The sequence below is a fragment of the Flavobacterium sp. genome, assembly GCF_036515215.1.
Taxonomy (GTDB): domain Bacteria; phylum Bacteroidota; class Bacteroidia; order Flavobacteriales; family Flavobacteriaceae; genus Flavobacterium.
Genome location: NZ_DATBVQ010000033.1, coordinates 1 through 20,736, shown reverse-complemented (window position 1 = coordinate 20,736; position 20,736 = coordinate 1). Strand labels below are relative to the sequence as shown.

Genomic DNA, 20,736 nt, shown 5'->3' with positions numbered 1-20,736 from the left:
GAAATCTTTAACACCAAAGACATGTACATTCCAGATATCTACAAGAACGAAAATCAAGAGGAAATCAGGACTTTTCTGGTTCAGAATAGTTTCGGGATTCTAGTCAATCAAACCAATGGAAAATTGTGCGCGACGCATATTCCGTTAGAACTGGACACGAATAAAGAGGGAAAGGAAATTTTGCTGGGTCATATTTCAAAAGAAAACCCACAGTGGAAAGGCTTTGCTGATAGCGACCAAATTTTGGCGATTTTCTCTGGCCCACATTCCTATATCTCGCCTTCCTGGTACAATCATGAAAATGTGCCTACCTGGAATTACATTGCGGTCCATGTCTACGGGAAAATAAAAATCATAGAAGGCGAGGCGGTAACCAACTCGCTTAAAAAGCTCGTAGACAAATACGAACAACATTCTGAAAATCCCGTTCGAATAGAGGACCTATCTAAGAAAACGATGATACAAACCCGCGGAATCGTGGCCTTCGAGATCGAGATTCAAGAAATTCAAGCCACGAAAAAAATGTCGCAAAATCGTGACGATATCGACCATGCAACCATAATTTTGGAGTTAGAAAAAACAGAAAATAGCCAGTCCGTTGCCGTGGCTAATGAAATGAAAAAATGCCGAAAGTAATTGAAACTATCATGTTGATAATTGGCAATTGCGAATTACCTTTGCGCTCGATTTAATAACACATAAAACTCAAATGCTTATACCGATCCTTTACTTTTTTATTATTGTCGTTGCCATTCAACTCTCCTTTTATCTGGGTGTTTTCGGGAAATTTGCTTTTGCGAAAGCGCAAAAAATAACACCCAAAAAAATCGCGATATCCGTTATTGTTTGCGCCAAAAACGAAGAAGAAAATGTAGCCAATTTTATCCCATTATTGGCCGAACAAGATTATCCCGATTTTGAAATCATACTTATTGACGATGCTTCGAGTGACAATACCTTGGAAATTTTTGAAGATTTTGAAAAACAATACCCAAACATCCGCTTGGTAAAAGTACAGAATAACGAGGCCTTCTGGGGCAACAAAAAGTACGCGCTGACCCTGGGGATCAAAGCGGCAAAAAAAGAGTACCTATTGTTCACGGATGCCGATTGCTACCCGACTTCCAAAGAATGGATCACCGCGATGACTTCGCAGTTTACCATGCACAAAACCATTGTGTTGGGATATGGCGGCTATGATAAAATAACAAATTCTTTTCTTAATAAGTTGATTCGTTTCGAGACTTTGCTCACGGCAATTCAATATTTTTCATGGGCAAAAATAGGGCTTCCCTACATGGGCGTAGGAAGAAATTTAGCTTATAAAAAAGAAGAGTTTTTTAACGTAAACGGCTTTATAAGCCACATTCAAATTCGTTCCGGGGATGATGATTTATTTGTCAACGAAGCGGCTGCAGGGAAAAACACCGCCATAAACTATGCTCCAGAAAGCTTCACGTATTCTAAACCTAAAACGACATTTAAGGAGTGGATCACACAAAAAAGAAGACATGTTGCCACTGCAAACCATTATAAAAAATTTGACAAGCTGCAATTAGGAACATTCTATTGCTCCCAATTGTTATTTATCTTGCTGCCCGTCGTATTACTATCCTTTCAATTTCAGTGGATATTGGTCTTGGGCTTGATAGCAACCAGATACCTCTGCGCTTGGATAGTCGTTGGTTTTTCTGCAGGCAAGCTAAAGGAGAATGATTTAAAATATTGGTTCCCGGTTATAGAGTTAGTACTTATATTCACACAAATTAATATCTTTATAACGAATACATTCTCAAAACCAGTACATTGGAAATAAACAAACAAATAGAAAAAGCAAAAAAAGGGGACCAAGCCGCCTTTACCTTTCTATTGAATCACTATTGGAACGAAGTTTATGGTTTCATGTTAAAACGGACCGAAAACGAAACCAATGCGGAGGATATCACAATCGAAACTTTCTCGAAAGCCTTTGACAAGATAGCCACTTACAATCCCGAATTCCAGTTTAACACTTGGCTCATCAGTATTGCAAAAAATGTGCATATTGATTTGCTGCGCAAAAAAAAATCAAGCCTTTTTGTAGAAATCACTGACAAAGAGGACCAGAAGGCATATAACATAGCGGACACCACACCGTCCAAAGAAGACGAACTAATCACCGAACAAAACCTTTCTCAGTTACTGCGATACATAAAGGAACTGAAACCTCATTACCAAGAAGTTATCCAGTTGCGGTATTTTCAGGAAATGAGTTATCAGGAGATCGCCAATGCCATTGACGAACCCTTGAGTAATGTTAAAGTCAAACTACTTCGCGCCAAAAAATTATTGGCAGAGATTATCCGAAATAAACGATAACTCCACTTTCGTTAAAAAACCAAACATACACGACAATTTTATCACCATCCTTGCTTAATTTTTAAATAATTAACATTTTAAACAATAAAATTCTTACCGTTTTCGTTGTTATTTAAAATAACAACTGCTTATGATTTAACTGCTACCTAACCATTAAATCCTTGAAATATGTCAAAACTAAGCATTTACGAAACCGACTGGATTAATCTAGTTTTCGAGAACAGAAACAAAGAGTATGGCGCGTATCAACTTCGTCAGGAAAGTTCACGAACATCTATGTTTGCGCTATTTATGGGTCTATTTCTATGTGCATCCTTAATGAGCATTCCAAGAGTTTTAAATTATTTTAATGCAGAGAAGAACGTGCCCCAAGACCCTCTTGACAAAATCATTCAGGTAACGACGATCACACCGCCTCAAACAAAAAAAATCGAAAAACAAATTCCACTTAAAACTGTGGCGCAAAAACCTGTAGAAGCGACGGCAGAAAAACAACTTGCTAATCCTACTATTGTTTCGGCTCCACTGGCAAGTCCTGACATTCCGACAAACAATGAGATTGTTGAAATAAAACAGAGCACTGACACAGGTATCGGAATAGCCAATCCCAATTATTCCCAAGGAAGTGGTTCAGCGAGCGCTCCACCCACAGACTATGGGGATACGGTCGTAACGGCGGCAATTCTGGACAAACTCCCTGAATTCCCGGGCGGCATTGCCAAGTTCTATACTTACATCGGCAAAACTTTTGTAACCCCAGATATAAACGGTGAAAGAAGCATACGTGTTTATGTCTCGTTTGTGGTTGAAAAAGACGGCAGTATGACCGATATTCAAGTTAAAAACGACCCAGGATATGGATTGGCAAAAGAAGCCATACGGGTATTGAAATCTTTGAAAACTAGATGGGCACCCGGAATGATTGGTTCAAAGCCAGTACGAACATCCTACAATTTACCCATCACAGTTCAAATGAACTAACTTTAGATCCAAGCACGGAAAGCAGAATCTAGAGGTTCTGCTTTTTTATTGTCATTTAAATCCCAAAATGTCTCACAACAAGGACTTCTCTAGCCCAGATTGCAGTGAACATCCTTGTGTTTAGAAATGACTTTCTTCTTGATAAAAACGAGCGACTGGAAGAAGCTCCGTTATTGTCCTAGAAAAAACCATTTCTAAATGCAAGATGAAACGAAAAGCTGGAAATGGCTTCTGAAATTTTGGGTTAATTTTTCTGTAGCAAATCAATACTAAAGCTTGGGGGCTAAACCCTTTGATTTAAATCCGCTTTCCTTATATTTGTACTTTGAAAAATGAAATATGGAAACTGTTTTAGAAAATACTTTACCGACTGCAAAGCCAAAATGGCTGAAAGTAAAATTACCGATAGGAAAAAAATACACCGAGCTTCGAGGCTTAGTCGACAAATACAGCTTGAATACGATTTGCGCATCCGGAAGTTGCCCAAACATGGGCGAATGCTGGGGTGAAGGGACAGCAACCTTTATGATCTTGGGAAACACCTGTACCCGTTCATGCGGTTTTTGCGGTGTTAAAACCGGCAGACCAGAAACGGTAGACTGGGATGAACCCGAGAAAGTGGCGCGTTCTATAAAAATCATGAACATCAAACATGCGGTGATAACCAGTGTTGACAGAGACGATTTGAAAGATGGCGGTTCCATCATTTGGATCGAAACCGTAAAAGCAATTCGTAGGATGAACCCTACGACTACTCTGGAAACTCTGATTCCTGATTTTCAGGATATAAAAAGAAATATAGATCGTATTATAGAAGCCAATCCCGAAGTGGTTTCGCATAACGTGGAAACGGTACGCAGATTGACTCGCGAAGTGCGCATTCAAGCAAAATATGACCGAAGTTTAGAAGTGTTGAGGTACCTAAAGGAAAAGGGAATCAACAGGACGAAATCAGGTATTATGCTTGGTCTTGGCGAGCGTGAAGAGGAAGTTTTTCAAACCATGAGAGACCTGCGTGCGGTTAATGTGGATATCGTAACCATAGGACAATACTTACAGCCAAGCAAAAAACACTTGCCGGTTAAGGAATTTATCACACCCGATCAGTTTGCGATTTATGAAAAGTTCGGATTGGAATTGGGTTTCCGTCATGTGGAAAGCGGCCCGCTAGTTCGTTCTTCTTATAAAGCGCAGAAACACATTCTTTAAACTTTAAAAAAACATCTCACCTTTAAGTTTCATCCGCCCATCTCAAGATGAGAGCCTTAAACTTGAAACTTTTAAAACAAAAATATATTGAAAACAAGAGTTGCCATTAATGGTTTTGGAAGAATTGGCCGAAATGTATTTCGTTTGCTTTTAAACCATCCCACTATCGAAGTCGTGGCCATAAACGATATTGCCGACACGAAAACAATGGCACATTTGGTAAAATACGACAGCATTCATGGCGTTTTGCCTTACACCGTCAGTGCCGATGAAAAAGGAATTCTGGTCGGCCCCAGCCATTTCTTGTTTTTTCACGAAAAAAGTATTTCAAACCTAGATTGGAAGAGCATAAACATTGATTACGTAATTGAATCAACCGGAAAATTCAAGACGTATGAAGAACTTAATGCACACATCCTTGCGGGCGCAAAAAAAGTGATCCTTTCTTCCCCTTCCGAGGTGGACACCATAAAAACAGTTGTTCTCGGGGTTAACGACTCTATCCTTGACGGAACGGAAACTATCATATCTAATGCAAGCTGCACAACCAATAATGCCGCCCCGATGATGAAAGTTATAGATGAGCTTTGTGGTGTCGAACAGGCTTACATTACAACGATTCACTCCTATACGACAGATCAAAGTTTGCATGACCAACCGCACAAAGATTTGCGAAGGGCCCGCGGAGCAAGCCAGTCCATTGTACCTACAACAACTGGAGCAGCTAAAGCATTGTCAAAAATTTTCCCTACATTAGAGGGCAAAATTGGCGGTTGCGGTATTCGCGTCCCGGTGCCTGATGGTTCATTGACCGATATTACCTTCAACGTAAAACGCATCGTTTCGATAGAGGAAATAAACGCTGCCTTCAAAAGCGCCGCAGCGGGCAGCCTGAAAGGAATCTTGGATTATACGGAAGACCCCATCGTTTCAGTGGACATTATTGGCAACCGGAATTCCTGCGTTTTTGACGCCCAACTGACTTCGGTAATAGACAAAATGGTAAAGGTTGTGGGCTGGTATGATAATGAAATAGGCTATTCCTCGAGAATAATTGATCTGATACTTTTGACAAAAAAGATGAAAAATTAAAAAATCGCATATGAAACAACTCTTGGTTCTTGTCATTTTTTTTAATTCATTACTGTATTCTCAAAAAAAAGAGAATACGGACAGCATTGCATATTTTACCTCCCTTTCCAATTCCAACATAAAAGAAAACAAATACAAAAACGCACTCCTTTATACCCAGAAAGCGATCAATTATTGCATCGCCAACAATGAGATTAACAACCAAGGAATTCAAACTTACAACTTGGGTAAAATCTATTTTGCCGTAAAAAAGTACGATGACGCAAAAGAAGCCTTTTCCGAAAGCATCACCCTACCTGAAAACCTAAAAAACACAGCCTATTATGCCGATGCCTATTATTATTTAGGGTTATGCCATATTCGCACAAACAATTACAAGGACGCTGAAACCTATTTTGAGAAAGCGCTGAACATTAATGAAAATGTACAGATCGCAGGTTTTAACGAGCTGGTTAATCTCCAAAAAGGCATCATTTACAAATCGAAACGCCATTATGACTTGGCCTCGGAAATCTTCAACAGCATAATCTCGAAACCCACCAGCCCAGAAATCTTGGATACAAAAGCGGAGGCATTATACCAAATTGGCCTGATTGAAGAAATAAAAAAACGCAATAATTTAGCATTAAACTATTTCAACAAGGCTTTAGATTTAAATTCCAAAAATGAAAATCTGGAACAAAAATCGAATATCCTATTTGCATTAAGTTCAGTATACGAAAAGATGCTGGACAAGAGTGTAGCTTATTCTTATTTAAAGCAACACCTGAATCTCAAAGAAAGGATTTCCATTTTAAATAGTGAAAAACTTGGAATTGACGATTATGAATCGTTCAAGGAAATCCAACGATTACAAAAAATAGAACAGCTAAACAAACAAAATAGCGAGAAGGCAAAAACAAATAAATTCTCTAAACTCATTAATATCCTGGCCATCGCTTTAATTTCTATTTTATCGTTATTGAGTTTGTCACTATATAAGAATAACATCATTAGAAACAAGTCTAATTTGTTATTGAAGGACAAAAATAACGAATTAATTATAGCCAAAGAAAAAGCGGAGAAAGCATCCAAGGCAAGATCTGAATTTCTATCTACCGTTAGCCATGAGCTTCGCACTCCACTTAATGCGATAAACGGAATCACTCATTTGTTATTGGAAGAAAATCCTAAAAAATCGCAATTACATTATTTGTCCTCGTTAAAATTTTCAGGAAATTACTTGACCACATTTATTAATGAAATACTGGAAATCAACAAAATAGAATCCAATAAGACTGAGTTGGAAAACATCAATTTCAATCTGAAAGAGCTGCTGGAAGACATACAAAATTCGCTAAAAGAACTGGCCCTGAAGAACAACAACGTGTTTTTACTGGAAATTGATCCCAAAATACCGGGGTTTTTGCTGGGGGATCCAACCAAACTGGCTCAAATTTTCATAAACCTTATTAATAACTCATTAAAATTTACCAATAACGGGGATGTCAACACCACTGCCAAACTCATCTCGCTGCAAGATGGGAATGCAGCCATATCCTTTGCGATAACGGATACTGGAATTGGCATTCCAGAAGACAAAATGGCAACCGTCTTTGAAAGCTTCTCTCAAGGTTCCGTAGAAATAAATCGCAAATACGGCGGGACAGGTTTGGGATTAACAATTGTCAAGAAATTAATTGAACTATTGGGGGGAGAGATCAAACTGGAAAGCATCGTCGGCAAAGGCTCCACTTTTTCATTTGATTTGCACTTCAAGGTAGATGAGCAGCAATTGCCCATTAAAGTTAAGACAAAAAAATATGCGAAATTAAAAGACAAGAAAATCCTGGTTGTCGAAGACAACAAAATAAATCAAATGATTACCAAAAAGATGCTCGAGAACAAAGGCATGTTTTGCGAAATAATCGATAACGGAGAAGAGGCAATTGAGGCTGCCAAAATCAACAGTTACGATTTAATTCTTATGGACGTGCACTTGCCCGGAATAAATGGGACAATTGCTACGCAACAAATTAGAGAATTCGATTCTACTATACCGGTAATCGCCATAACTGCCATTTCACTGGATGAAAATAGAGAAATGTTATTATCCTACGGCATGAACGACGTGATTACAAAACCATTTCCACCCGCAGAATTTTACGATGTTATCGATCGAACGATCAAAAAAGCTAATACTTCAAGATCAATTCTCTGATTAAGTTCCTCAGCTTGGGCTCTGCTTTTTGAGCAGCTTCCAAGACTTCATCGTGCGATATCGTTTCGATGCTGTCTTCATCTCCCATATCCGTTATTACGGAGACCCCAAAGGTTTCCAAATCCATGTGACGCGCCACGATGACTTCAGGAACGGTTGACATTCCCACGCAATCTCCTCCAAGAATTTTGACCATTCTGTATTCTGCCAAGGTTTCAAAAGTTGGGCCTTGCAACCCTAGGTAAACCCCGTCTTTAACTTCTATATCTAAATCGCCGGCAAGCTCTTTCGCTTTTGCAATCATCTCTCTGGAATAGGGCTCACTCATATTGACAAACCGAGGCCCAAAACGCTCGTCATTTATCCCTCGCAAAGGATGTTCAGGCGCAAAATTGATGTGATCTTTGATTATCACTATATCACCTACCCTATACCTGGGGTTTACGCCTCCAGACGCATTCGACACAATTAATTTATCTATTCCCAAAAATTTCATTACCCGAACCGGGAAAGTAACTTCCTTCATCGAATAGCCTTCATAGAAATGAAACCTCCCTTGCATGGCAACCACTTTTTTGTCTCCGATTGTCCCAAAAACCAAAGCGCCTTTGTGTCCCTGTACCGTCGAAACAGGAAAGTTTGGAATTTCATTGTATGGCAATACATATTCTACCTTCATTTCTTCGGTAAAACTTCCCAGACCCGAACCCAAAATAACGCCGTATTCAGGTGTGAAAAAGATTCTCTCTTTAATATAGCTAACTGTTTGTTGTACTTCTTCCCACATAGTTTAGTATTCTTTTTTTGAATGCATCCTCCCCTGAAAGAAACTTGCTTTTTATGGGCAAATAAAATAGTTGATCACTTGGAATACTTCCCTTTAATCTCACATAATCTTTCTCGGTGGTGATGATGATTTTATTTATTGATTTGCTTTTAATGTCTAAAATGTCTTTTTCGGTAAAATGATGGTGATCCGGGTAGCTCAAGCACTCGTCCTTTCTATTTTTCAAAAAATCGAAAAAAGGCTTCGGCTTTGCAATTCCCGCCAATAGCACTTTATCCCTTCCCCATATTTCGCTGACTTTCAATATTTGATTCTCCGAATAGACGTTGTCGTCATAAACGATTGTTGTGAAATAGAGCTGCTGATTATCACTGATATCAAGGCTTTTTCTAATTTCGTTTCGCTCCTGAATCGTGAGCTCAGAAGGGCATTTTGTGACTATGATTATGTTGGCTCTTTTGGCACCGTTTCTGCATTCCCGCAAATTCCCCGTCGGAAGCATGAAATCATTCGAATACAAATCACCGTAAGCCGTCAGCATAATATAAAATCCAGCCTTTACTTTTCTATGTTGGAAAGCATCATCCAGCAAAACGACTTCCGGTTTTAGCTCTTGGGAAAGTAATTGTTCAATTCCATTTTTGCGGTTAGCATCAACGGCAACTTGAATGTTGTCAAATTTCTGATAGAACTGAAATGGTTCGTCACCCAAAATTTCAGCGTTTGCTGTTGTGTCGGCCAATACAAAACCTTTGGATATTCTCTTGTAGCCCCTGCTTAAAGTAGCGACCCTATAAGTGTCCGAAAGCAACCTAATCAGATACTCTATTTGTGGCGTTTTCCCGGTACCGCCCACACTCAGATTCCCAACGGCTATAATTGGTAAATCGAAAGTATATGATTTCAAAATTCCATTATCAAAAAGAAAATTCCGAATACTCGTGATTAATCCATACAATAAGGCAAAGGGGAAGAGTATTTTTCGCAGTAAAATCATAATACGAAAGTATAATAAATTATCTTTGAAATAAATATTTTGTATCTTTTGTTTAAAGTTTAAAGTTGGCCAATCATCAAACTTTAAACCTTACGCTTTAAACTAAAAACAATGAAAATAAAAGAAATTCTTTCCGCACTCGAAGAAATGGCTCCGCTCGCTTATGCCGAAGATTTTGACAATGTCGGCCTATTGGTTGGAAACCCCGATGAGGAAGCTACAGGAGTTTTGGTTTGCCATGACGCCTTGCAGAGTGTGTTGGAGGAGGCTATTACCAAAAAATGCAATTTAGTTGTTTGTTTTCACCCCATTCTGTTTTCAGGCATAAAAAAAATAACGGGTAAAAATTATGTGGAACGTTCCATCATAAAAGCCATTAAAAATGATATTGCAATTTACGCCGTTCATACTGCTTTAGACAATCACCAAGATGGTGTTAACAAGATTTTCTGCGACGCTCTTGGCTTAAAAAAAGGTAAAATTTTAATGCCAAAAGAAAATTTCGTCCGAAAACTAGTCACCTATACCATTGCAGAAAATGCGGATCAACTTCGAAATGCACTGTTCGATGCTGGCGCAGGGAATATCGGTAATTACGAGGATTGCAGCTTTAGCTCGAAAGGGATTGGCACTTATATGGGTAACGAGCACAGCAATCCGCAACTGGGGGAACGCTTTGAATTTGTGCAAGGCGATGAGATAAAAATTGAAGTTACTTTTGAAAAGTATTTGGAAACTAAAATCCTGAAAGCCCTTTTCAGCAATCATGCCTATGAGGAAGTAGCTTATGAAGTTTACGAACTGCAAAACAAGCATCAAAATATAGGCTTGGGAATGATAGGGGAATTTGAAACTCCCATGGATGAAAAAGATTTTTTATTGCTTGTAAAAGACAAAATGAAATCGGAAGGCATCCGACATTCTTCCTTTTTGGGAAAACCAATAAAAAAGGTGGCCGTTTTGGGCGGGTCTGGAAGTTATGCGATAAAAAACGCCATTTCGGCTGGAGCAGACGCTTTTTTAACCGCCGATTTGAAGTACCATCAGTTTTATGAAGCGGAAAATCGACTTCTTTTGGCCGATATTGGACATTTTGAAAGCGAACGCTATACAAAAAATTATATTGTTGATTATCTTCGGAAAAAAATCCTTAATTTTGCAATCATTTTATCTGAAGAAAATACAAATCCAGTTAAGTACTTATAGAATATGGCGAATACGAAAGAATTAAGTGTTGAGGACAAGTTAAGAGCAATTTACGACTTACAACTTATTGACTCTAGAATTGACGAAATCAGAAACGTAAGAGGGGAACTTCCTCTTGAAGTAGAAGATTTAGAAGATGAAGTTGCGGGTTTAAGCACACGTTCTGAAAAATTGAAAAGTGAACTTGAAGTTATCGAGGACCTTATCAAAACAAAAAAGAGTGGGATTGAGGAGCACAAAGAAGCTATCAAAAAATACACAAAACAACAGGAAACTGTTCGTAACAATAGAGAATTCAACTCTTTAACAAAAGAGGTTGAGTTTCAAGAGCTTGAAATTCAATTAGCTGAAAAGCAAATGAAAGAAATGAAAGCTTCTATTGAGCACAAGAAAGATACCATCGCTCAATCAAAAGAAAGATTAGAAACTAAATCTAATCACTTGAAACATAAAAAATTAGAGTTGGACGCTATCATGGCCGAAACCGCTAAAGAAGAAGAGTTTTTGACAGCGAAATCTGCTGAATACCAAAACTTAATCGAAGAAAGATTATTGGCTGCTTACACTAGAATCAGAACAAGCGTTCGTAATGGTTTAGCAGTTGTTTCTATCGAAAGAGGCGCTTCTGCAGGATCATTCTTTACCATTCCACCGCAAACGCAAGTGGAAATCGCTTCCAGAAAGAAAATCATCATTGATGAGCATTCAGGAAGAATTTTAGTTGACAGTGTGCTGGCCGATGAAGAAAAAGAAAAAATGGAAAAGCTATTTTCTAAATTTTAATTATATTTAAGTCCCGATAAACATCGGGACTTTTTTTTTACGAAATGAGCATGACAGTAATTTCTTCGCAAACACCAATAATAGTATGCGAATTACACATGACCGATAAAAATCATTAAATATCAACATGTGAAAAAACTAATTTATTTCTTTTACACCAAATCTGTCGGCTTATACATTAACTTTTTGAGTTTTGTATATCCCGAAAAAGCAACGCAACTTGCCTACTCGCTTTTTAGCGAACCCAGAGATGGCCGATTGACAAAAACGAGTCTTCCTAAAATACTTCAAGAAACCCAAAGCGAAACCTATCAGCACAACGGGCATCATTTTCAATCCTACACCTGGAAAGGAAACGACACCGTTATTCTTTTGGTGCACGGTTGGGAAAGCAATGCTTCGCGCTGGGAAAACATATTGCCTTACTTACAAAAGTCAGGAAGTACGATTATTGCTATCGACGCACCTGCGCATGGTTTATCAAGCGGCAAGGAATTTAACATTCCCCAATATGCGGAATTCATTCACGTTCTCTTCGAAAAATACAATCCAAATTACCTTATAGGACACTCTTTGGGTGCAAAAACATGTTTGTATTACCAATCTGTTTATCAAAACAGTGATCTCGAAAAAATGGTGATACTGGGATCACCGAGTGATTTTAGTATAATCCTAAATAATTACATCACTTTATTGAGTTTAAACTCGATTGTTTCCGCGGGCTTGGCAAAACATTATTTAAAAAGTTTCAATCTTAAATTGGAACATTTTTCTGGAAAACTCTTTGCCTCTAAAATAAAAACAAAAGGTTTTATCGCTCATGATACTGAAGATACTGTTGTATTATTTGAAGAAGGAAAAAAGATAGCCGGCAGCTGGAAAAACTCGATTTTCATTGAAACAACTGGATTAGGGCATAGTTTGCATGATGACGAACTTTATAAAAAAATAGCTCGTTTTTTATTCGAAACGGAATAAACCAATTCATTTTATAGCCAAATCCTTCTCTTTTTTCTCCGCTGCTCAAATAAACAAATTAGCCTACAAACGATTAAACAATTTAGTATTACTTTTGCAGTATGGAAGAAAATCTGAAACGTCTTAACAAATTCATAGGAGAAACTGGATATTGCTCGCGTCGAGAAGCTGACAAAATCATCGAAGAAGGCCGCGTGACCATTAATGGTGTCATTCCCGAACTGGGCACAAAAGTTTCGCCAAGCGACGAAGTGCGTATTGACGGTAAACTAATCCGTGAAAAAAACGAGAAATCCGTTTACCTTGCTTTCTATAAGCCCGTTGGAATTGAGTGCACCACCAACTTGGATGTTCGCAACAATATAGTAGACTATATCAATTACCCCAAACGTATTTTCCCAATCGGAAGACTGGACAAAGCGAGTGAAGGATTAATTTTCATGACCAACGATGGAGACATTGTCAATAAAATACTTCGCGCCAGAAATAATCACGAAAAAGAATATACCGTAACGGTTAACAAACCCATTACGGACCGCTTCATTGAAAGAATGGGGAATGGGATTCCTATTCTGGATACCGTGACACGAAAATGTAAAGTAGAACAAATAAGCAAATACATTTTCAAAATCATTTTAACGCAAGGTTTAAACCGCCAAATTCGTAGAATGTGTGAATATTTGGGTTATGAAGTAACGGCCCTGAAACGCATCCGTATCATCAATATTTCGCTTGATATTCCCATGGGAAGATATCGAGAATTGACTGATGCCGAAATAAAGGAGCTAAACGCACTTATAGAACCTTCGAGCAAAACGGAAGAAGCGAGTTTCCCAAAAGAGGAAGTGCCAAAAAGAAGAACAGAATTCATCAAAAGAGATGATCCGAGATTTAAAGGACGAGGCGATTATTAAAAAATACAAATCCCATCTGCCACGGCCGATGGGATTTTTCATTTGCACTATTTCTCAACCTTTATAAACTCATAATATAAAGCTTTTGATAAAAAGGACCTTGATTGCATTCGACTAATCACCTTCTCTCTTGAAATTTCACTGTATTGACTCTCTAATTTATTTTGTGAAAAATAGTCTCTACGCATCTCATCATTGAAATTTAGTCCAGATAAAAATATAGGCTCTACTCCTTTGTTTACAGTAATATTGTAATGAGTAATTATATTTCCCCAATTCACAAAACTGCATAAAAGAATCGTTCCATAAAAATACCAAATCATTTGATTGAAAAGAAAAGCATTCGTTTTTTGCTTGGTGATTTTTATAAAAGCAATAACCAATCCAATTATGGCTAGAATCAAGAAAGCATAAACACCTAACCTTTTATAAGTCAATCCAAAAAACGAAACATATTCTGAGTTTTTGATGATGGCACATAGTATTAAAATTCCGTTCAAAAAAATCCAAATCTCAGCTAATTTTTTAAGTTTTTTAGCTTTTTCATCAAAATTAAACCCTCCTTTAAAATAGAATAAAATAACACCAACTGCCATTATGATTGAAAAAATAACGGCAGTTACTCTTTCGTGTGTATCAGAACTTAAGTTAGATTTTTTGACCACTTCAAAAAACTGTTCGTAATTATAAGTTGCAATGAAAACCAAAAGCAAAGCATTTAAAAGAAACAACGTAATCTCGCCACTTCTTCTTTCAAAATCAATATCCAGAAACGAAAATGAATTTTGATTTTGCTTTTTGGCCTCTTCCTTAAAATCATTGTCCAGTAAATCATTCTTTTCATAACAAACCTCAGGAATCCAATAATTCCAGAAAGTAAACGAGATAAAAAATCCCAAAGCGGTAAGTACAAATGCTTGCCACGCATCAATATCTAAATAATATCCGGTAAACAAAGACGAAAAATGATCGCTTGCAAAAGAATATACAATTAAAAACAACCCAAGAAATAGGACTGGAATAATAAAATAAGCAATCAGTTTTTTAGTAAGACCGTTATTGATCTTTCGCTTAGGAAGATATTGACTGAACATCAATATCCGACCTAATGAAGCAATTCCGTTGATAAACACCAAAGGAAGAGCCTGTAACAATTTAAGTTTTGGTTCCTGGGTTTTGAATTGTAAAAAGATAATCGACAAAGCCATAGCCAAAAATGATGGAAAATCACCATACCAGGCAAAAGCAAAGCAAGATAAAACCGATGTAACCACTAAAATCAAATGTAACCTACTGGTAAATTTCTCTTGGAAGAAATAACATATTAAGGCGGTTTGCATCATCCCGAAAATGGCCCAATTGAGTCCCAAATCCTCATTGTAAAAAAGCAGCGTAAAAACCAAACTGCTGGCTAAAATAAAATGTAGTTTTTTCATCATTAAAATTTTAAAAGTACTTTGTATTTCAAAGTGCAAGGTTAAAAAAAGGAATTACTTAGATTTGATTAATTTTTCAAGACTATTTAGGTGAGAAACAAAAGCAGTTCTTCCGCCATTGGTAACGCGATATGATGTTTTAGGCTTTTTGCCAACAAACTCTTTTTTCACTTCTATGTACCCGGATTTTTCCAATGAAGAAGAGTGACTAGCCAAATTTCCGTCAGTAATATTCAATAAAGATTTCATTTCGGTGAAATCAATCCAGTCGTTTACCATCAGAACAGACATAATGCCTAATCTGACCCGGCTTTCGAAATCTTTATTTAATTTGTCAATGATTCCCATTTCTATTTGTATTTTTTGAACACAATTATTCCGTACAGGATGTGCAAAATTCCAAATCCTATTGCCCAAAAAACAAGACCAAAACCAAGATAAAAAAGGGAAATACATCCTAAAATAATTTCACCTACACCCAAATATCTAATATCAGAAAAAGTATATTTTCCAGCATTTATAAGTGCTAAGCCATAAAACAATAAAGTAACAGGAGCAATCAGAGCGAATAACTGATGGTATAAAAGTGCCATACAAAATACTCCTCCAACAAATAAAGGAATCGCTAAATTCAGTAACATTTTTTTAGTAGTATTAGTCCAAACCGGCAAATCAAACTTTTTACTTTTTTTCAAAGTGAAAAATATACCTGATCCCAATGCTAAGACCAAAATTGCCAAAGCAATAAAAACTAATTCGATTATTAAATCATAGCTATACATCTTTTGCCTGCCATCAAAATATTCAATACCATTATTTTTAAACAACTGATACGCATAAATTGACCCCGCTAGCGCGAATAAGCCAGCAAATACTCCTGAAAGGCCGCTTAACGAAATAAATCTTGAAGAGCGTTCCATCATGGAACGAATGTGCGATAAATCTTCTTGGTGTTTTTGATCCATGATTAAAGTACTTTGTAACGCAAAGTTATTTATTATTTTTTAATATCAATACACTTTATAGAATATTTTTTTAGGTAAAGTATTATTGGTAAAAAAACAATCCAATCACTGGATTTTCCTCCGCCTAGCCTTAACGATTTTCTCGTCAATGAGAATGGCCTCATAAATTTGTCTTTTCAATAATGGGATGTCAATTTCGTCAACTGAACTGAAGGTCAATTTAGAAGCAAATTTTGTAGTTTCAAAGGTTTCGTCCAAAAAGGAATCGCCTTTGCAAAAACCAATAGCGACACCCTTTGCAACTTTTCCCCAGGGAACTGTCGCTGGCCACAGAAAACAGATTCGAGAATGACGATAATAAAAAGGAACATTATAAGCCAATTTCTCTTTACATTCTGGCATACATTCCAAAATAATTTTGCGCAGGAAAAGAACTATTTCAAGCTCATGATCTGGAAGACCGTCCAAAAATTCATCCACCGTCTTAAATTGTATGCCTTGTGTGTTTCCCATAATGATAAAAGCCTATCCGCGGGGGCGGATAGGCTTGTGTATTTCTAGTTGTTTATTGCAATTCTCATTTCCCTTGCCAATAGCGTGTTTTTTAATAACATCGCAATGGTCATTGGCCCAACTCCTCCTGGAACAGGAGTTATAAAAGAGGATTTTTTACTCACATTTTCAAAATCAACGTCCCCTGTGATAACATACCCCTTAGCATTTGAGTCATCAGGCACACGAGTAATCCCAACATCTATCACCACTACCCCATCCTTCACCATGTCGGCTTTAAGATAATTGGGAACTCCCAAAGCTGTGATTATAATATCTGCCTGAATCGTGATTTCCTCAATGTTTTTAGTGTAACTATGCGTCAATGTTACGGTTGAATTTCCAGGAAAACCTTTCCTTCCCATCAAGATACTCATCGGTCTTCCGACTATATGACTACGACCGATAACAACAGTGTGTTTTCCTTTAGTTTCCACTCCGTAACGTTCCAACAATTCTAAGATTCCGAAAGGTGTTGCAGGAATAAAAGTGCTCATATCCAATGCCATTTTTCCGAAGTTCTCAGGATGAAATCCGTCTACATCTTTACTTGGATCAACTGCCATCAATACTTTTTGTTCGTCGATCTGATCCGGAAGAGGCAATTGCACGATGAAGCCGTCGATGTCATCATTCTCGTTCAACTCCTTGATCTTATTCAGCAATTCGATTTCAGTAGTGGTACTCGGCAGCTTCACTAAAGTGGATTCAAAGCCCACTCGTTCACAAGCCTTCACCTTGCTTCCCACGTAGGTTAAACTGGCGCCATCGTTACCAACAATTACTGCCGCCAAATGAGGAACTTTCCCCCCATTATTTTTAATCTTTTGCACTTCGGCAGCGATTTCGCTTTTAATATCTTCTGCTGTCTTTTTCCCGTCTAGTAGTTGCATTTTTAAAAATGTTTAAAGTTTAAAGTTTAAAGATTTTGCCTCCTTAAACTGTAAGGTTTAGTAGTTGTGTTATAAAAAAAATAAGGCTTAAAGTATTCCTTAACATGGAACTTTAAACCTTAAAATAAATTATCCTTGCATTCCGCCCGGCATCCCTTTCATTCCGCCCATCATTTTCATAAGGTTCTTTCCTCCTGGGCCTTGCATCATTTTCATCATCTTGCTCATTTGCTCAAACTGTTTCATTAGTTGATTGACTTGCTCTATTTTTGTTCCGGAACCTTTTGCGATTCTGTTTTTTCTTTTTACGTCTATAACTGATGGTTTTGTTCTTTCGATAGGAGTCATCGAATGAATGATTGCCTCAATGTGCTTGAAAGCGTCATCTTCAATCTCCACGTCTTTCATCGCCTTTGAAGCACCCGGTATCATTCCGACCAAGTCTTTCATGTTACCCATTTTCTTCACTTGCTGAATCTGGGACAAGAAATCGTCAAAACCAAACTCGTTTTTAGCAATTTTTCTTTGGATTTTTCTGGCTTCATCCTCGTCAAATTGCTCTTGGGCTCTTTCTACCAAAGACACAACATCTCCCATTCCCAGGATACGTTCTGCCATACGCACAGGATAGAACACATCAATAGCATCCATTTTTTCTCCAGTACCCACAAACTTAATTGGCTTGCTGACAACTGTTTTTATCGAAAGTGCAGCTCCACCTCGGGTATCACCATCTAATTTGGTAAGGATTACCCCGTCAAAATTCAAAATGTCGTTGAATGCTTTCGCGGTATTCACGGCGTCTTGACCTGTCATGGCATCCACAACAAACAAGGTCTCCTGCGGTTGAATTGCTTTATGCACACGAGCAATTTCGTCCATCATCTCTTTGTCAACGGCCAAACGACCCGCCGTATCGACAATTACGACATTAAAACCATTGGCTTTCGCATGTTTGATTGCATTTTGGGCAATCTCAACAGGGTTTTTATTTTCCGGTTCCGAATATACCTCGACACCTATGGAGTCACCAACTACGTATAATTGTTGTATTGCCGCAGGACGATAGATATCACAGGCAACCAATAACGGCTTCTTGTTCTTTTTTGTTTGCAGATAATTAGCCAATTTTCCGGAAAATGTTGTTTTTCCAGAACCTTGTAAACCCGACATCAAAATAACGGTTGGATTTCCGGAAAGGTTTATTCCCGCTACATCGCCACCCATCAATTCGGTAAGCTCATCTTTAACCAACTTCACCAACAACTGACCTGGTTGAAGTGTCGTTAAAACGTCTTGTCCAAGCGCTTTCTCTTTCACCCTAGTGGTAAAATCTTTGGCAATTTTGAAATTCACATCGGCATCAAGTAAGGCGCGGCGAACTTCTTTTAAAGTTTCGGCTACGTTTACCTCAGTTATTTTCCCGTGCCCTTTAAGTATATGAAAGGCTTTGTCTAGTTTATCGCTTAAATTATCGAACATGATTTTTTATTTATTGAAGTGCAAATTTAAGCATTTGATTTTGAAGTTTAAATACTATTATAAACAAAAAGAGGCCATCTTTGTAAGACGGCCTCTTTTTCACTATTATTCAATCCCATTTTAATTAGTCCTTGTCGTCTAAATGGGTTTCGTGCTCCAATAAATCTTTTATTTGCTCTCCAAAATCATGGTGCCCATCATCGTTATCAGTGCTAATTTCAATAATGCCATCACCGTCGGTATCATGTAATAGGTTCTGACTGGCTAATGATGTTAGTTTTGCAATTAGAGCATCAAGTTGTATTTTAATATTAAGTGTTACATCACTACTATTAACTGTAAAATCTTTAGTTGGATCTGCAAAATCCATTTCAAGTTCAGCGTCCTTACCGCTCCATACAACAAAGTTTTTTCCGTCAATAGTACCTTTTATCAAAAAGGTTTTGCCTTCCATTTCGCCAGGCTGAATGCTTTTTTCAAACTTAAACTTAATTTCCTCATATTTTGCATTTGGAACATTAACAGTAGTTATAATTTGAGACAAAGTTTTGTTAGGATCTAGAATATCCAGTAAAAAAGGGCCCGTAAGTTTAACATCATCATGTAAAGAATCAGTATCATATCTATCATCCTCCACATCGGTCTCTAATTTGATATTTCCAATGTTAATCTTAAAATCCGTGATAACCACACTAGACGCAATACGCCCTGTAGCCGAAGTCATGTTTGTAGCGGACACTGCAGACGCTTTCAGTGTAACATTCCCATCTGTCGAGGCATTATCCGAACAAGAGCTTGCCATTATGGCCAGCAAACCTAAAATTGATAGTCTTTTCATTTTATGTAGTATTTAAGGGGTTAAGTAATTAATAATGTAGTGTTTAGTTTTAATTAGTCCTTAGTAAAATAAAGATAAGTTGTTTCTCCACTACCGCCACTCTCATTTTTCAGTCTAATTTTGGTAGTGCTATATTCTATAATTTTCCAATTGTCATTTAATTCATCCAACTTACTATCATCAAATTTTAATAAAAATATGTCAGATTCGCTATTTACAAACGTTGACCAAGTTCCACCGACAGTATTTGTCCCGTTTACAGCAGCAGCAGTCCCATTAGAATTGAAATTGAAATTATATTCATCGTAAATTGAAGTTTTATCAATCTCGTTAAAAAAGTAAGAAACGTGCCATTTGCCATCCGTCAAAACCGAAATGAAATTTGGATTTCCTACAGCGCCTGAATTAATATCACAATCCTCAATATTGGCTTCAATAGTGTCTTCAAAATTAGAATTACTTGTAATTAAAACTTCTTGACCATTTGAGTCGGTAATAGAAACTGGATAGTCGATAGAAACAATCACATTGCTTTCTATATTCTCTAAGAGACTATATAAATCGGCATCATTTTGAATAGCAATAGTATTTGCAATTTGACTATTTGCATTATAAATGTCAATCTTTATTGGATAATTTATATCTATACAGTCAATTTCATCAAACCCATCATCTTCATCACAATTATCGATAATATCTTCTAATTGATCTGAATTTGCAATCAGTTGAGTATTCCAATTTTGATACTGAATTGTTATTGGATAAACAAAGTTTACTAAATCATCATCACTTGAAAAAGCATCTAATGCGGCTTGAACCGTGAGATAATCATTTTGGTTAGATACTGTGATTTGTTTTCCATTTACGATAACATTAACTGGCAACTGTATATTAAAACAACCCGAATTATCCAAAACATTATCCTGGGAAGTAGCGTTTTGTGACACCCTAGAAATCAAACTCGCAAGAGGAGATAATACTGATAAGTTTTGAGTAGTATCTTGAATAATTAATGTTTCCTCATTTTGACAAGAAATAAATAATATAGCCGTAAAGCTCATTAAT

The 20,736-nt window shown here is 37.3% G+C and carries 21 protein-coding genes; 11 read left to right on the top strand and 10 right to left on the bottom strand.

Features of this window, described 5'->3' with window-relative positions:
• Positions 1-21: 21 nt before the first annotated feature.
• The 7 genes from VIH09_RS02530 (at position 22) to VIH09_RS02500 (ending at position 7,840) form a co-directional block, all read left to right on the top strand.
• Positions 22-636, top strand: a complete 615-nt coding sequence (locus VIH09_RS02530) for an FMN-binding negative transcriptional regulator (RefSeq protein WP_331577556.1) — start codon at positions 22-24, stop codon at positions 634-636.
• Between the two features lie 73 nt (positions 637-709).
• Positions 710-1,816 carry a glycosyltransferase gene (locus tag VIH09_RS02525; RefSeq protein ID WP_331577554.1) on the top strand — a complete coding sequence of 369 codons (1,107 nt, stop codon included), beginning with the start codon at positions 710-712 and terminating at the stop codon, positions 1,814-1,816.
• Positions 1,807-2,358: an RNA polymerase sigma factor gene (locus tag VIH09_RS02520; RefSeq protein WP_331577552.1), complete on the top strand. Its 552-nt coding sequence runs from the start codon at positions 1,807-1,809 to the stop codon at positions 2,356-2,358. Before VIH09_RS02525 ends, VIH09_RS02520 begins: the two co-directional genes overlap by 10 nt.
• Before the next feature lie 168 nt (positions 2,359-2,526).
• Positions 2,527-3,339, top strand: coding sequence for an energy transducer TonB (locus tag VIH09_RS02515; protein WP_331577550.1), 813 nt, complete (start codon positions 2,527-2,529; stop codon positions 3,337-3,339).
• A 339-nt stretch (positions 3,340-3,678) separates the two neighbouring features.
• A complete protein-coding gene (gene lipA / locus VIH09_RS02510) occupies positions 3,679-4,548 on the top strand; it encodes a lipoyl synthase (RefSeq protein WP_331577548.1) in 870 nt (289 codons plus the stop codon).
• An 87-nt stretch (positions 4,549-4,635) separates the two neighbouring features.
• Positions 4,636-5,640, top strand: a complete 1,005-nt coding sequence (gap, locus tag VIH09_RS02505; RefSeq protein ID WP_331577546.1) for a type I glyceraldehyde-3-phosphate dehydrogenase — start codon at positions 4,636-4,638, stop codon at positions 5,638-5,640.
• 10 nt (positions 5,641-5,650) lie between these two features.
• The gene (locus VIH09_RS02500) at positions 5,651-7,840 is read left to right on the top strand and encodes a tetratricopeptide repeat-containing hybrid sensor histidine kinase/response regulator (protein WP_331577544.1); all 2,190 of its coding nucleotides are present in this window, start codon (positions 5,651-5,653) and stop codon (positions 7,838-7,840) included.
• On the opposite strand, the gene VIH09_RS02495 is transcribed toward VIH09_RS02500, so the two are convergent.
• Together VIH09_RS02495 and lpxK are read right to left on the bottom strand one after the other, a co-directional pair.
• A complete protein-coding gene (locus VIH09_RS02495; RefSeq protein ID WP_331577542.1) occupies positions 7,815-8,627 on the bottom strand; it encodes a purine-nucleoside phosphorylase in 813 nt (270 codons plus the stop codon). The two genes, VIH09_RS02500 and VIH09_RS02495, sit on opposite strands and share 26 nt — an antisense overlap.
• Positions 8,599-9,624, bottom strand: coding sequence for a tetraacyldisaccharide 4'-kinase (gene lpxK, locus VIH09_RS02490; protein WP_331577540.1), 1,026 nt, complete (start codon positions 9,622-9,624; stop codon positions 8,599-8,601). The genes VIH09_RS02495 and lpxK overlap by 29 nt, the downstream gene beginning before the upstream one ends.
• A gap of 111 nt (positions 9,625-9,735) precedes the next feature.
• Between lpxK and VIH09_RS02485 the strand changes: the two genes are divergently transcribed.
• The 4 genes from VIH09_RS02485 to rluF all read left to right on the top strand — a co-directional run bounded on the left by VIH09_RS02485 (position 9,736) and on the right by rluF (position 13,505).
• Complete coding sequence (locus VIH09_RS02485) at positions 9,736-10,830, top strand: Nif3-like dinuclear metal center hexameric protein (RefSeq protein WP_331577538.1); 1,095 nt, start codon at positions 9,736-9,738, stop codon at positions 10,828-10,830.
• Between the two features lie 3 nt (positions 10,831-10,833).
• Positions 10,834-11,613, top strand: coding sequence for a hypothetical protein (locus VIH09_RS02480; protein ID WP_331577536.1), 780 nt, complete (start codon positions 10,834-10,836; stop codon positions 11,611-11,613).
• A gap of 129 nt (positions 11,614-11,742) precedes the next feature.
• Positions 11,743-12,591, top strand: coding sequence for an alpha/beta fold hydrolase (locus VIH09_RS02475; RefSeq protein WP_331577534.1), 849 nt, complete (start codon positions 11,743-11,745; stop codon positions 12,589-12,591).
• 101 nt (positions 12,592-12,692) lie between these two features.
• Positions 12,693-13,505 carry a 23S rRNA pseudouridine(2604) synthase RluF gene (rluF, locus tag VIH09_RS02470; protein ID WP_331577532.1) on the top strand — a complete coding sequence of 271 codons (813 nt, stop codon included), beginning with the start codon at positions 12,693-12,695 and terminating at the stop codon, positions 13,503-13,505.
• Between the two features lie 47 nt (positions 13,506-13,552).
• Here the strand turns inward: rluF and VIH09_RS02465 are convergent, their stop codons facing one another.
• The 8 genes from VIH09_RS02465 to VIH09_RS02430 all read right to left on the bottom strand — a co-directional run.
• Positions 13,553-14,941, bottom strand: a complete 1,389-nt coding sequence (locus tag VIH09_RS02465; protein WP_331577530.1) for a DUF4153 domain-containing protein — start codon at positions 14,939-14,941, stop codon at positions 13,553-13,555.
• Positions 14,942-14,995: 54 nt separating this feature from the next.
• Positions 14,996-15,289 carry a transcriptional regulator gene (locus VIH09_RS02460; protein ID WP_331577528.1) on the bottom strand — a complete coding sequence of 98 codons (294 nt, stop codon included), beginning with the start codon at positions 15,287-15,289 and terminating at the stop codon, positions 14,996-14,998.
• A 2-nt stretch (positions 15,290-15,291) separates the two neighbouring features.
• On the bottom strand, positions 15,292-15,906 hold the full coding sequence (locus VIH09_RS02455) for a hypothetical protein (protein WP_331577526.1): 615 nt from the start codon (positions 15,904-15,906) through the stop codon (positions 15,292-15,294).
• A gap of 105 nt (positions 15,907-16,011) precedes the next feature.
• Positions 16,012-16,419: a DUF1801 domain-containing protein gene (locus VIH09_RS02450; RefSeq protein ID WP_331577524.1), complete on the bottom strand. Its 408-nt coding sequence runs from the start codon at positions 16,417-16,419 to the stop codon at positions 16,012-16,014.
• Between the two features lie 44 nt (positions 16,420-16,463).
• The gene (locus VIH09_RS02445) at positions 16,464-17,351 is read right to left on the bottom strand and encodes a bifunctional 5,10-methylenetetrahydrofolate dehydrogenase/5,10-methenyltetrahydrofolate cyclohydrolase (protein ID WP_331577522.1); all 888 of its coding nucleotides are present in this window, start codon (positions 17,349-17,351) and stop codon (positions 16,464-16,466) included.
• A gap of 129 nt (positions 17,352-17,480) precedes the next feature.
• Complete coding sequence (gene ffh, locus VIH09_RS02440; protein ID WP_331577520.1) at positions 17,481-18,833, bottom strand: signal recognition particle protein; 1,353 nt, start codon at positions 18,831-18,833, stop codon at positions 17,481-17,483.
• 124 nt (positions 18,834-18,957) lie between these two features.
• Positions 18,958-19,671, bottom strand: a complete 714-nt coding sequence (locus tag VIH09_RS02435) for a hypothetical protein (RefSeq protein WP_331577518.1) — start codon at positions 19,669-19,671, stop codon at positions 18,958-18,960.
• A gap of 53 nt (positions 19,672-19,724) precedes the next feature.
• Positions 19,725-20,736 (bottom strand): hypothetical protein (locus tag VIH09_RS02430; protein WP_331577516.1); only part of this gene is annotated, 1,012 nt, incomplete at its 5' end.